This window comes from Paenibacillus endophyticus, from assembly GCF_014192395.1.
GTDB lineage: Bacteria > Bacillota > Bacilli > Paenibacillales > Paenibacillaceae > Pristimantibacillus > Pristimantibacillus endophyticus.
The window spans coordinates 41,664-54,151 of the sequence record NZ_JACHXW010000016.1 but is presented as its reverse complement, the minus strand read 5'-3'; the positions used below and the strand labels follow the sequence as shown (position 1 = coordinate 54,151).

At 45.7% G+C, this 12,488-nt stretch carries 16 protein-coding genes; 15 read left to right on the top strand and 1 reads right to left on the bottom strand.

What is annotated here, in order from left to right:
• The first annotated feature begins 47 nt into the window (after positions 1-47).
• Positions 48-641, top strand: coding sequence for a CPBP family intramembrane glutamic endopeptidase (locus FHS16_RS22010; RefSeq protein ID WP_183567847.1), 594 nt, complete (start codon positions 48-50; stop codon positions 639-641).
• The gene (locus FHS16_RS22005) at positions 638-871 is read left to right on the top strand and encodes a hypothetical protein (RefSeq protein ID WP_183567844.1); all 234 of its coding nucleotides are present in this window, start codon (positions 638-640) and stop codon (positions 869-871) included. Before FHS16_RS22010 ends, FHS16_RS22005 begins: the two co-directional genes overlap by 4 nt.
• Here the strand turns inward: FHS16_RS22005 and FHS16_RS22000 are convergent.
• Complete coding sequence (locus FHS16_RS22000; protein WP_183567841.1) at positions 861-1,718, bottom strand: polysaccharide deacetylase family protein; 858 nt, start codon at positions 1,716-1,718, stop codon at positions 861-863. The genes FHS16_RS22005 and FHS16_RS22000 overlap by 11 nt on opposite strands.
• A 174-nt stretch (positions 1,719-1,892) precedes the next feature.
• Here FHS16_RS22000 and FHS16_RS21995 point away from each other — a divergent pair, with 174 nt between their 5' ends.
• The 13 genes from FHS16_RS21995 (at position 1,893) to FHS16_RS21935 (ending at position 12,466) form a co-directional block, all read left to right on the top strand.
• Complete coding sequence (locus tag FHS16_RS21995; protein ID WP_183567838.1) at positions 1,893-2,216, top strand: hypothetical protein; 324 nt, start codon at positions 1,893-1,895, stop codon at positions 2,214-2,216.
• Positions 2,217-2,419: 203 nt separating this feature from the next.
• A complete protein-coding gene (locus FHS16_RS21990) occupies positions 2,420-3,034 on the top strand; it encodes a genetic competence negative regulator (protein WP_183567835.1) in 615 nt (204 codons plus the stop codon).
• Between the two features lie 136 nt (positions 3,035-3,170).
• Positions 3,171-4,421, top strand: a complete 1,251-nt coding sequence (locus FHS16_RS21985) for a Glu/Leu/Phe/Val family dehydrogenase (protein ID WP_183567833.1) — start codon at positions 3,171-3,173, stop codon at positions 4,419-4,421.
• 15 nt (positions 4,422-4,436) lie between these two features.
• Positions 4,437-5,132 carry a glutamic-type intramembrane protease PrsW gene (gene prsW / locus FHS16_RS21980; protein WP_183567830.1) on the top strand — a complete coding sequence of 232 codons (696 nt, stop codon included), beginning with the start codon at positions 4,437-4,439 and terminating at the stop codon, positions 5,130-5,132.
• Between the two features lie 440 nt (positions 5,133-5,572).
• The gene (gene ypeB, locus FHS16_RS21975) at positions 5,573-6,928 is read left to right on the top strand and encodes a germination protein YpeB (protein ID WP_183567827.1); all 1,356 of its coding nucleotides are present in this window, start codon (positions 5,573-5,575) and stop codon (positions 6,926-6,928) included.
• Positions 6,929-6,988: 60 nt separating this feature from the next.
• A complete protein-coding gene (locus FHS16_RS21970; protein WP_183567824.1) occupies positions 6,989-7,642 on the top strand; it encodes a flagellar brake protein in 654 nt (217 codons plus the stop codon).
• A gap of 53 nt (positions 7,643-7,695) precedes the next feature.
• Positions 7,696-7,893, top strand: a complete 198-nt coding sequence (locus tag FHS16_RS21965; protein WP_183567820.1) for a hypothetical protein — start codon at positions 7,696-7,698, stop codon at positions 7,891-7,893.
• A 172-nt stretch (positions 7,894-8,065) separates the two neighbouring features.
• Positions 8,066-8,734 (top strand): (d)CMP kinase, encoded by a 669-nt coding sequence (gene cmk, locus FHS16_RS21960; protein ID WP_183568144.1) that lies wholly within the window; start codon positions 8,066-8,068, stop codon positions 8,732-8,734.
• Positions 8,735-8,737: 3 nt separating this feature from the next.
• On the top strand, positions 8,738-9,316 hold the full coding sequence (locus tag FHS16_RS21955) for a lysophospholipid acyltransferase family protein (protein WP_183567817.1): 579 nt from the start codon (positions 8,738-8,740) through the stop codon (positions 9,314-9,316).
• 81 nt (positions 9,317-9,397) lie between these two features.
• The gene (rpsA, locus tag FHS16_RS21950; protein ID WP_183567814.1) at positions 9,398-10,633 is read left to right on the top strand and encodes a 30S ribosomal protein S1; all 1,236 of its coding nucleotides are present in this window, start codon (positions 9,398-9,400) and stop codon (positions 10,631-10,633) included.
• A 96-nt stretch (positions 10,634-10,729) separates the two neighbouring features.
• Positions 10,730-11,377: a YphA family membrane protein gene (locus tag FHS16_RS21945; RefSeq protein ID WP_183567811.1), complete on the top strand. Its 648-nt coding sequence runs from the start codon at positions 10,730-10,732 to the stop codon at positions 11,375-11,377.
• Entirely contained in the window at positions 11,377-12,294 is a 918-nt protein-coding gene (locus FHS16_RS21940; RefSeq protein ID WP_183568141.1) for a YIEGIA family protein, read from the top strand. Before FHS16_RS21945 ends, FHS16_RS21940 begins: the two co-directional genes overlap by 1 nt.
• A complete protein-coding gene (locus tag FHS16_RS21935) occupies positions 12,287-12,466 on the top strand; it encodes a capping complex subunit for YIEGIA (protein WP_183567808.1) in 180 nt (59 codons plus the stop codon). Before FHS16_RS21940 ends, FHS16_RS21935 begins: the two co-directional genes overlap by 8 nt.
• The last annotated feature ends 22 nt before the right edge of the window (positions 12,467-12,488 follow it).

Below are 12,488 nucleotides of genomic sequence, written 5' to 3'. Positions count from 1 at the left end.
AAAAGGTCTTAAAAGAAAATAAGAACGTTCCAGACAGGCGGTTAGCTATGAAAAAATTTGATATTCGCAACATTCGCGTTCGAAAGGTGTCCGTTGACGATCTGGATGACCGTATGCTTCTCATTAATTTATACGCCACACAAGCTTTTACTTTTATTATCGGTTTAGTGTGGGTTTTATTTCAGCACCAAAATTTGTTTCACATGTTCACGCCACCGAAGGAGCTTTCCTTTGTCTACTGGGGAGCAGGTCTCGCAGCGGCGGTAATCCTTGTCGATTTGCTTATTTCCAGGTTTGTACCGGAGGAAGCAGCCGATGACGGCGGGGTGAACGACCGAATTTTTCGAAAAAGACCTGTCTGGCATATTGCAGTTATATCCCTTGTTGTTGCGATTTGTGAGGAACTACTTTTTCGCGGAGCGATACAACATGCCATTGGTCCCTATTGGACGAGCATCATTTTTGCTACTATTCATGTAAGGTATCTGAAGCATTGGATTCCTACCGGGCTCGTTTTCTCAATCAGCTATGGATTAGGATGGATTTATATGCAATCCGGTTCGATTCTTGCTCCGATTATCGCTCATTTCTTAATTGATTTCATAATGGGGTTGATCATACGTTTCAGGAGGGAGTCATGAGCAGGAAAGAAAAGTTTGGAAATTCGAGGGGAAACAGGCAGCAGGATAAGGCGGCAAATTCGCCCAGCATCGGAACGGATTCCAATGAAGGAGAAGCTCTGCCGCCTAGGCGAAAAAAACATCCTTCGAGTAATTATAAAGTAACGAAATGGTATTATAATCTTCTTTTTGTACTATTCGTCAGCTTGGTTGCCGGCTTATTCTGGTACGGTACTAAGTTTACGGATTAAGCTTGATGCTTGAAGGATCAATAAATCCATAGCCTTTATTCTCGAGTTTTGTCAGCAGTTCATCGAGCCCTTCAGCTGTCCACTTTAGCTCGTGCATAAGAATGTTCGCTCCAGGATGAAGCTGGTCCATCACATTTTTAATGACAACCTCGGGCTTATCTTTAGCAGACTTATCCCAATCAAGGGAACCATTGGACCACGTCATGTACAGCATGCCGTGGTCTTTTGCTATTTTCTTGACAAGGTCGCTTCCGGAGCCGTATGGAGGACGAAAGAATATAGGCTTTGTGCCAATTAGTGCTTGAACCGCTGTCTGAACATCATTAAGTTGTTTTTCGACGACATCTTGTTTTTCTTCCTTTAGGTTGATGTGATCCCAAGAGTGATTGCCAATTGTTTGACCGCGTTCATGTATGATGGTCAACAAATCAGGGTTTTGCTTCACGCGATAGCCATTTACAAAAAATATGGCCTTGGCATTGTGTTGGTCTAGAGTATCTAGCAGGCTTGTAAGGACATCTAGGTCCTTCGGTCCGTCATCGAATGTCAGCAATACGACTTTGTCCGGTGTATTTGCTTCAATCGGAACAAAGCGGTAGGCTTCACTCATCCTATAAAGAAAGTCAGGCTTTGTGACATCCGCTGTTTCCTTCAACTCAGGAGTTGGGTCCGGGCTTGCTGTTGGCGCACTGGCAGCAGGTGCGGGAGAAGCAGCAGCAGAGGAAGGGAATTCGGTCTTGGAGGCTTCGCTGGATACAGCGGTATTCTCGTTAGTGCTGCTTGATGTACATGATGAAAGGAGTAAGCTGACAAAAATTAAACATATGATCAAATGGTTATGCTTCATGTAAGTAAACCTCCAAAGGGTGTTATTTTCATGCTGAATAGACCTCATTGTATCATATTGGCCCAAATCGAGGATTAGGATGATTTCCTTATTTTAATCAGAATGACGTCCAAGCGATGCGGTCAAACTAACCCATGAAGACGAATGCTGAACAAGGAAGAGGTGTACACGATTATGAAATTAAGTGGATTCTTGGTTGGTGGATTAATTGGCGCGGCAGCAACCGTATATGTCTCGCGCAAGCAGCCAGGCGCAGTTGCTTGGGCGGCTCATGCGGTATCCGACGTTTGTTCCTCCGTTGCACGCAAATCCGTTTCCAAAATCATGAGAAAATCGATGAGGGAAGATGCCTCAGCATTCTCCCCAAAGCATTCAGACGATACCGCCGTAAAATCAGAAGCCGCTTGGGAACAGATTGAAACGATCGTAAACAGTGATCCGTCATTGAAACGTGAAGCTGAAAAGATCAAAGCGGAATCGTCAGCAATAGCCCATTAATATGGCAGTGATAACATGGGGTCGTTTGGACGCGAAGCAGAAATGCGATGCGTCCAGACGATTCTTTTTTTCGTTCATTATTAGTGCATTCAACGAAAAGAAATGATAAAGTAGATACATAGCACGATTTGATCAAATTTGATCACATCTAACTAAAAAAATCATACGTTATTACAACAGATGCTGCAGAGGAGGATCCTGTCATGAAAATCGAACGACTGAGCCAGGATAAGATACGGATTTTCCTGACGTTCGACGACCTGCTGGAACGGGGGATCCAGAAGGACGACATGTGGCGCGAAATTCCAAAAGTACACGAACTATTCAGTGAAATGATGGATCAAGCATATAGTGAACTTGGATTCGACGCCAGCGGCCCATTAGCGGTCGAAGTGTTTGCCCTCCCCGCGCAAGGTATGGTAGTGATTGTCACCCGTGGCAAAATGAATAGTCATGCAGGCGATCGGGCAACCGAAGATGACGACACGGACGACGAAATATACGAGATGGAAGTGACGCTTGAACAAAGCGATATCGTGATGTATGCTTTCCGCGAATTCGAGGATGTCATCTCAGTATGCAAGCAATTGCAAAGCTCCGCGCTTACTGATGACGGACGGCTTTATTCTTATAATGGCAAGTATATACTGGCATTAGAGCCAGCTTTGATCGATGTTTCCAGGCATAATGCAGTCATAGCTTTGCTTGCTGAGTACGGAGAGGCAACCTCTGTCACCTATGCAATGCTGGAAGAATACGGAAAAGTGATTATGCCCGAGAAAGCAGTAGGGGAAATATGTAATCATTTTAAATTTTAGCAAGTTGACCACTGAAAGAGCATCTGCAGGCTGATTTTTGTCTGCAAGGTGCTCTTCTTCTTTGTAATTGTCCTATTAATGGAATACCGCAAGGGAAAGGCGTTCATATTAGATGTAGACAAAGGCGGTGAATGGAATGAGTAATAATAAAGCAAACGATGTGTTGCATTCTACTCAAATCGTAATTGAACAAGCGCTTCGCAGGCTTGGCTATGATCAGGATATGATTGACCTATTGAAGGAGCCGCTAAGGCTGCTAACCGTGCGGATCCCAGTGAGGATGGACGATGGAACAACAAAGGTTTTTACGGGTTATCGTTCCCAGCATAACGATGCGGTCGGACCAACCAAAGGGGGCGTTCGGTTTCATCCAGACGTTACTGAAAATGAGGTTAAAGCATTGTCCATCTGGATGAGCTTGAAATGCGGTATCGCAGATTTGCCTTATGGCGGTGGCAAAGGTGGCGTTATTTGCGATCCTCGCAACATGTCATTCAGGGAAATTGAACGCTTAAGTCGGGGGTATGTCCGAGCGGTGAGTCAAATCGTAGGCCCGAACAAAGATATTCCAGCGCCGGATGTTATGACCAATTCGCAGATTATGGCTTGGATGATGGACGAGTACAGTCGGATTCGGGAATTTGATTCTCCAGGCTTCATCACAGGGAAACCATTGGTGCTTGGCGGTTCCAAGGGGCGCGAGACCGCGACAGCGCGCGGAGTTGTAATCATGATTCAAGAGGCGCTGCGCATTAAGCAGATCGAAATGAAGGATGCGCGAATCGTCATTCAAGGGTTCGGGAATGCCGGAAGTTACCTTGCCAAATTCATGCATGAGGCAGGTGCGCGGGTGATAGGTATTTCCGATGTGAACGGGGCGTTGTATAATGAAGAGGGGCTGGATATTGAATATCTGCTCGATCGAAGGGATTCCTTCGGCAATGTAACGAATTTATTCAGCCAAACCATTACGAATGATCAATTGCTTGAGCTTGATTGCGATGTGCTTGTGCCAGCAGCCATCGAAAATCAAATTACGGATCAAAACGCGTCTCTTATACGAGCTTCTATTGTCGTGGAGGCAGCGAATGGTCCGACAACACTTGAGGCAACAAAAATATTGTCAGACAGAGGCGTGCTTCTCATCCCGGATGTTCTAGCAAGCAGCGGCGGAGTTATCGTATCGTACTTCGAATGGGTTCAGAACAATCAAGGATATTATTGGGATGAGCAAGAGGTGGATGACAAGCTGATGCTCATGATGATACGAGGGTTTAACCAAGTGTATGAAATACATCGCACCCGGAAGGTTGATATGCGGCTCGCGGCTTATATGGCGGGTGTCCGCAAATTAGCCGAAGCGGTTCGCTTTCGAGGCTGGGTGTAAGAAAGTAGGGACTAAATGCTGTTTCTCTCCGTATTGACCGCAGCGGTAGCGCCAGGCGTATCGCTGCTCACTTATTTATATTTGAGGGACCGTTACGAAGCCGAGCCTATACACATGGTTGCTAGGATGTTTGTGCTTGGTATTCTTGTCGTTGTCCCCATTATGGTTATCCAACGCGGCCTTCAGTTATGGCTAGGTGACCATCCACTCGTATTTGCATTTGGAGAGTCGGCAGGAGTAGAGGAATTGGTAAAATGGTTCGTGCTGTACCATGTCATTTACAATCATACGGAATTTGATGAACCGTATGATGGAATCGTATATGCTTCTTCGATATCACTTGGCTTCGCAACGCTTGAGAATGTTCTGTATGCGATATATTCGCCTGCGACCTTTGGCACGCTTCTCGTCAGGGCGCTATTGCCTGTATCAGGCCATGCTTTGTTTGGGGTCATGATGGGCTACTATTTAGGCAAAGCGAAGTTCGCTCCGACGAATAAAAGAAATTATTTCTTGGCGATTTCGTTGCTGCTGCCCATTCTTTTGCACGGCACGTACGACTGGATCATGATCACCGTCCGTACGAATTGGATGTGGTTCATTATTCCCTTTATGATTGGGTTATGGGTATGGGGGCTTCGTAAAATGAGTCATGCCAACTCACGCTCTCCATTTCGATTTTTGGTCCGGGAAGATGAGGTTAAACTATAGCTGATCCGTCTATACTGACATTATATAGCTATGCCTATGCGAATGGCATACGAATAATGGCTGAGGAGGAGCTTATGGAGGCTGCCAGAATTAAGGTGACAATCCGGTGCAATATGTGCGGAGAAAAGTTTGTCCTTCGCGGACGGCGGGATAAGGGCATGATTGATACCGGCTTTAAGCAATGCATTTGCAACAACGCCAATGATCTTGACATTGAAGAACATAGCGTTTTTTAAAATATAGGAATGTATATCATTAGGCTGTACATTCTCTATATTTCTCGGAATGAAACGATCCGCACCGCCAAAGTTCGGCGATAGCGACTGTTTCACCTTAGGGGAAAAAAGGAAGCTGTTACAATTATATAGATGGATGTATAAAGCTCCCTTGGGCAAACCAAACTAAAACCAGGTTTTGCACAAGAAAGGAGCTTTTGTATTATGTACCATCGACTTAGCTCAATCCTCTTTCCCTTTATGTCCTTGCTGTTCATCGGCGCAATCTATTGGGGCTACCAAGAACATCAGGAGAAAAATTCGATATTGATCAAAGCGGAGAATCAATATCAACGCGCCTTTCATGATTTAACTTTCCATGTGGAGCAGCTTCACCAGCAGCTTGGCACGACACTGGCAGTGAACTCGACCTCGCAAAGCTATCACCGAAAAGGACTGGTTAACGTATGGCGCTTAACGAGCCAGGCTCAGAACGAAATCAACCAGCTGCCATTAACGATGCTTCCCTTTAATGAAGCAGAGGATTTCCTATCGCGCATTGCCAATTTCGCATACAAAACGGCAGTTCGCGATTTAACGAAGCAGCCGCTCACGCAGGACGAGTTCAAAACAATGAAGACGCTGTACGCGAACTCGGAGCAAATATCCAAGGATCTAATCGGCATGCAGAAGGAAGTTCTGGCTAATAATCTTCGCTGGATGGATGTGGAGATTGCCCTTGCTTCGGAAAAGGAGAAAAACGACAATACGATCGTGGACGGCTTTAAGACGGTGGATAAAAAAGTAAGCGAATATCCAGAGATCAACTGGGGCCCTTCCGTAAGCAGCATGTATCAAAAACGGACGATAAAAATGCTTGGCGGCAATTTGGTTACGGCTGAACAGGTGAAGAAGCTGGCAGCTAAATTTACAAACAAACCAAATGCCGATATTCGTATTGTCGAAAATGCGAAAGGCACCGAATACGCATCTTATTCCGCAACAGTAAATGAAAGCAAGGATCAAAAGCTCCAAATGGACTTTACGCAAAAAGGTGGTCAGCTCATCTGGTTTATGAATTCACGCGATATTGGCGAGAAAAAGATTGATCTTGAGAAAGCTAGAGCGTCTGCCGATTCATTTTTGGATAAGCATGGCTTTTCCAATATGAAAGCTGTAAGCTACGATGCACATAGCAATATGGGGGCATTCACCTATGTCAGCGTTCAAAGCGGAGTGCTCATTTACCCGGATAAGCTGACGGTAAAGGTCGCATTGGATAATGGCCAAACGGTTGGCCTGCAAGCAAATGACTACGTTTATGAGCATCACAAACGCAAGCTGCCAAGTCCGATTATATCGAAGGCAGAGGCAAGGAAGGCGCTTAACCCGGAGATGAAGGTGCAATCAGAGCTATTGGCCTTGATTGACAATGATTTGGGCGAAGAGGTTTTGTGTTACGAATACAGCGGAAGAATCAACGGTTCGTTATACCGTATTTACATCAATTCCGAGACAGGCTTAGAAGAATCGATTGAGGAAATGTCTCCTTATGATTCCAAGGCAGCTTCAGACAAATAACGATATGGCTCCCCTCAATTCGACGTGCTATAATGGCATGTATAATGGGGGGGAGCCAATTTGTTGCCTAAAATGAACCAAATGCTGCATTTTCAGATAGCTTCTTCGGACGAAGAGGAAGCTTCTATTGAATACAAATCACGTATTGCGGATGAGCAAGAGGATGGTATCTTAATTGAGGTTCCGATTAGCGAGAAAACGGGCCGCTACAAGAGGCTGTTTCTTGGTGACGAGCTATCTGTTTATTTCGTAACGGAGGATGGGATCAAAAACTTTTTCGATTCCCATGTGCTCGGATTTGTAGAGGATGGCGTTAAACTCATCAAGATCCGCAAGCCGGAGCTTGATCGGATTACGAAGGTGCAGCGCCGCAGCTTTTTACGCGTGCCTGCAGAGCTTGAAATAGCAGTTAAAACACAAGGCAATTTAAGGTTCGTATGCGAAACGGACGATGTTGGCGGCGGAGGAATCTCATTTATATGCGATGGGAAATGGCAGCTCGCCTCTGAACAGCTTCTGGATTGCTGGCTATTGGTTCCGTTTAAGAACGGAAGCATTGATCATGCTTTTTTCAAAGGGGAAGTCGTTCGTGTAGTCGATCTGGAATCCGGTAGAAAACAAGCGATGATCAAATATGCGAGCATTAATGATTCAGAACGGCAGAAGATTATCCGCTTTTGCTTTGAGAAACAGCTTGAATTCCGAAATCGGTGAATAATTTGTGAAAGATATGGAAAACTAGCCATAAACAGGAGGCTGGTTTCCGTATGCTGAAAAAATGGTTTTCTCGCAAAAAGAATACCGATACCATGATTAAGCTAACGGATGAGGTTAGTGCAATATTACGTAAAATCATTATTACGCTTGTTATTTTATTGGTATGTTCGCAAGCAGCACTGCAAAATCATGCTGTTCGGCATTGGCTAACGGGCGTAGATCAGCGGGAAGGAGTCCGCTTGAACTAACGCTCCGCTTTTGCATCTCCGGATATAGTGTGGTATAATTTTCACGTTCGCAGGCAAAGCCTGCTTTTTTCTTGAGAGGTTTGCGTCGCATTCTTACATGCATTCGGCCAGCCGTCTCTACTAAAAAGGGGGTTGACCTTAGGTGGTGCATCAAGAAGGTGACAATGACCGTATGATCATTGCGATTGACGGGCCGGCAGGCGCGGGCAAGAGCTCGGTTGCACGGAAAGTCGCCGAACAGCTTGGATATGTGTATATTGACACGGGCTCTATGTACCGGGCTGTAACACTCATGGCACAGCGGGCAAGAGTAACGGTTGAGCAAACAGCCAAGCTAGCGGATTTAGTAAAATCATTGGAGATTGAGCTAGAGCCAGGCGAGCAAGGTCAGTCCGTATTTGTGAATGGCGAAGACGTAACCGCATTGATTCGCACGCGCGAGGTAACGCTTCAAGTTTCTCACATCGCTGCGAATGAAACCGTTCGTGAAGTTCTTGGAATCATGCAGCGCAAGCTCGCTGAACGCAAGGGCGTCGTAATGGACGGCAGAGATATCGGGTCACACGTACTGCCGCAAGCGGAGTTGAAGATTTTCTTAACTGCATCCGTTAAGGAACGGGCACTTCGCCGTTACCGTGAAATAGTGGACTCTCAAAGCATTACACTTGCACAGCTCGAAACCGAGATCGCCGAGCGTGACCGCTTGGACGAGCAACGCGACATTTCGCCGCTTATTTGTGCGCCGGACGCGATCGTACTCGACAGCACCGCCATGACAATTGATGAAGTCATTCATGCAATTGTGAAATTAAGCCGAACCAAATTGGCGGAGGCGAAGTAAACTATGTTATACCTTATTTTCCGGTTTCTATTGCGTGTCATTTACACGCTCCTTTTCCGATTGGAAGCTAGAGGAACGGAGAATATTCCGACTTCAGGCCCGGTCGTACTTGCCTCGAATCACTTGAGCAACTTTGATCCTCCTACAGTGGGAGTCAAGGTAAAGCGCAAAGTATATTTCATGGCGAAAGAGGAATTGTTCAAAGTTCCGGTGTTCGGACCACTTATTCGTGCGTTTGGCGCATTCCCTGTGAAACGCGGGGGTGTGAGCAAGGATGCTATCAAAGCTGCGATTACTCTGCTAAAAGAAGGCAATGTAATGGGGATTTTCCCAGAAGGATCGCGCAACAACCAATCTGGAGCGGCCAAGAAAGGCGCAGCCATGATTGCCGTTCGCAGCGGCGCCGCAGTAGTACCTGTGGCTATTGTCGGGAAGTATAAACCATTTAGCAAAATTATCGTATGTTACGGCAAGCCTGTTGATCTTACTGCACTTATTGAAGAATCATCACCTGATATGCTTGAACAAGTAACAGATGCCATTATGGCTCGCATTCGCGAGTTAGCTGCAAACAATCGTTAATGTATGTTTTAAATGCTGCATTCGCTCTAGGCGCTTGCGGATTTAAATAAAGTTGGGGTATGAACTGAGGAGGTTATTTCAATGTCAGAAGAAACTAATGTGCAAGAATCCGTGGCGGAAGAAGTAAGCCAAGACGCTTTGGATAATTTCGTGTCTTTGAAAAAAGGCGATTCCGTTAAAGGTACAATCGTCAAAATCGAAGATAACCAAGCTTATGTAAGCCTTGGATATAAATATGACGGTGTTATTCCGATTCGTGAGCTTTCTGCTGTGCAGATCGAGAACGCTACGGACGCTGTTCAAATCGGTCAAGAAGTAGAGCTTAAAGTAGTCAGCATTGATGATGAGAAAGAAAAGCTTGTTCTTTCGAAACGTCAAGTTGACGGCGAGAAAGCTTGGGATGTTCTTGAGCAGCGCTTTGAAAGCGGCGAAGTATTCGAAGTTGCCGTTGCAGACGTAGTAAAAGGCGGACTTGTAGCTGATGTAGGCGTTCGCGGATTTATTCCTGCTTCTATGGTTGAGCGTCACTTCGTTGAAGATTTCTCCGATTACAAAGGCCGCACGCTTCGCGTGAAGGTTAAAGAAATCGATCGTGAGAACAACAAAGTTATTCTTTCCCAAAAAGAAGTGCTTGATGGCGAATTCGAGCAAAGCAAAAAGCAAGTTATTGCCGCGCTTGAAGTTGGTCAAGAGCTTGACGGAACGGTTCAACGTCTTACACCGTTCGGCGCATTCGTTGATATCGGCGGCATCGACGGCCTTGTACACGTTTCCGAGCTATCATGGCAGCATGTTGCACATCCGAAGGATGTTGTAGCAGAAGGCCAAGCGGTTCGCGTTAAAGTACTTAAAGTTGATCCGGCTGCAGGCAAAATCAGCCTCAGCTTGAAAGCTGCGCAACCAGGTCCTTGGGATACTGCAGGCGCTCAATTCGCGATTGGCGATATCGTTACAGGTACAGTTCGTCGCCTAGTACCATTCGGCGCTTTCGTAGAAATCGCTCCAGGTGTGGAAGGTCTAGTTCACATCTCCCAAATCGCACATCGCCATATCGCTACGCCTAACGAGGTTCTTCAAGAAGGCCAAGAAGTTCAAGCGAAAGTTCTTGACTTCAATCCTTCCGAAAAGCGCGTTAGCCTTAGCATCAAAGAAACAGAAGAAGCACCAGAGCAAGCGGCTCCTAGCGCTAGACCTGATCGTGCTCCACGTTCGCCAAAAATCGAGAAAATCGACAATCCAAACGTTAGCTTGAGCAATGAGAGCATGAGCTACTCACTTGCTGAGCGTTTCGGCGACAAGCTAAAAAACCTTAAATAATTTTATATGTATGCCAAAGGAGCTATTCCTGCGAAACATCGCAGGAATAGCTCCTTTTTTTTGGTGCATAATAGGGTTTACGAGAGGTGGTATAAGGTGAATCCTGGTTTTAAAGCTATATGGATCATATTGATTATAATCATTCTCATGGCAACAGGCTGGAAGGCCTATGTAGCTCCCGATATTAGCCGTCGAATGATGGTTGCAGCTGTTATTTCTATGGTCATTGCGCTTGTATCGTCTTTATGGCTTTTACCTTTTCACATATTCGGTATTGAAATTCAAGCAGGTGTCTGCATACTGTTGTTCTTAGCCGTATTGTCACTGTACAACAACGGTACAGAGAGCTGGGGGCATATGACTTATTTACTCGTATGTATGCTGATGATTACAGTAATCTGGGGATTTGTCCGTAAAATGTACAGCTATGATCCTGTTTTTTATTGGATAAACCCAAACTGGGATGCTCCCTTGCTTGCAGGCTTGTTTTGCGGCGCTTTCGCGTCTAAAGCTAAGCAACAATTTGCTATGATCGCTGGTGGAGCCATTCTTGGTGAAATCTTTAATGCATTTTTACAGGCCGGCGGTTATATGGGCTATATCGGTGAGCTCAGGTGGTGGGACAGCTTCTGGATTGCTTTTGCGGCGGCAAGGATTTTCAGCATATTGTTAAAAGCGATTCGTGCTGCAAGCATGAAATTGCAGGAACTATTATGGCAAATTAGAGGGGGGCGCTCATCATAATCCAGCACTATCTCATCCAGAATAAGTTTTTAGTCGGTGTTCTGTTAGGTATCGCCTTTGGGATTATTTCCCGCTTGCTCATGCTTAGAACGGATTATCGACAATATCCGACATACCCGCATGGGCGAATCATTCACATTTCATTGGGCGTAATTGCTGCAGCGCTCGGCGCTGTGGCTGTACCTGCTTTATTCAATAAAGACTATACGGCGATTACGTTTCTCTCGCTTGCCGCGCAGCAATTCAGAGATGTTCGCAAGATGGAAAGAGAAACGCTGACCAAAATTGACAGCATGGAGCTGGTCAGCAGAGGCTCGACTTATATCGAAGGGATTGCGATGGTGTTCGAGGGACGAAATTACTTAGTTATAATGAGTGCTTTGCTAACGAGTTTGTTCGCGATCATGTTAAATGTTTGGGTAGGCATCGTTGCCGGTTTGCTTTCCTTGGTACTGGTAGAGAAGCTGAAATCGGGAAAAGCAATGTCGCATATTGCTGCCGTACATACTGCCGTGGTGAAGGTCGACGGTCCTGATTTGTTCGTAGACGACATCTACATTATGAATGTTGGTTTGAAGGCCAATCAAGACATTATCGCGGAACGAGGCATGGGTTTTATCCTTACGCCGTACAATTCAAACGGAAAAGTAACGATCAGCAATCTCGGACAGCGACAGGCTATCCTTTATGATATGGCAACGATATTAGGCGTATACCGTGACGATGGCGAGCCGGCGCTAATTCCGATGGCCAAGCTGGATATGAAGGATGGGCGATTAGCCGTATTTATTTTGCCGCAGGAAATGGATGCGGAGAAAGGCAAGAAAGTCATAATGAGAGTGCCTATATTGGAGTCTGCTGTGCGAATGCCTACAGAAGCTTCTGTTAACAAAAAGGAGGCTGGTGAAAATGGCTAAAATCGTAGCAATTGTGGCCATGCATTTTGAGGCAGTCGGGGGCGGAGCTCCCATTTTTATTGAAGATTCGAAAGACAAGTTGGAGAAAACAGCATTTCTTCTCGAGAAGATATTGGATGCCAGCGCACATGATTTGAAGAATGGCACAATTATATTGGTCAACCGCAAGTAATATGAAAAGTTAGCCAAGAACG